Genomic DNA, 239 nt, shown 5'->3' with positions numbered 1-239 from the left:
AAAAGGCCCAGTCGCTGATGAAGCTCATCGACAGCTTGGAAGACGACGACGACGTGCAGAACGTCTATTCCAACTTCGAAGTCTCGGAAGAAGTGCTGGCCAAGCTCTCCGCCTGATTTTTTCGAGCGGTCTCAAATAAAAACCCGGCTGCGAGGCCGGGTTTTTTCGTTGATGAACCCCGCTCAAGGCGTTGGTCGTAAACCCTACGCGGCGGCCCGCATGAAATTTCCCAATCCCGC

At 54.8% G+C, this 239-nt stretch carries 1 protein-coding gene; it reads left to right on the top strand.

From position 1 onward, the window contains the following. On the top strand, positions 1-116 hold a 116-nt coding region (locus EOD29_RS34765), incomplete at its 5' end, for a YebC/PmpR family DNA-binding transcriptional regulator (protein ID WP_245475531.1). Positions 117-239 lie beyond the last annotated feature (123 nt).

The organism is Mesorhizobium sp. M1A.T.Ca.IN.004.03.1.1 (genome assembly GCF_003997555.1).
Taxonomy (GTDB): domain Bacteria; phylum Pseudomonadota; class Alphaproteobacteria; order Rhizobiales; family Rhizobiaceae; genus Mesorhizobium.
Note: the sequence above shows the minus strand (reverse complement) of the source record. Positions and strands in the feature narration are given on the sequence as shown.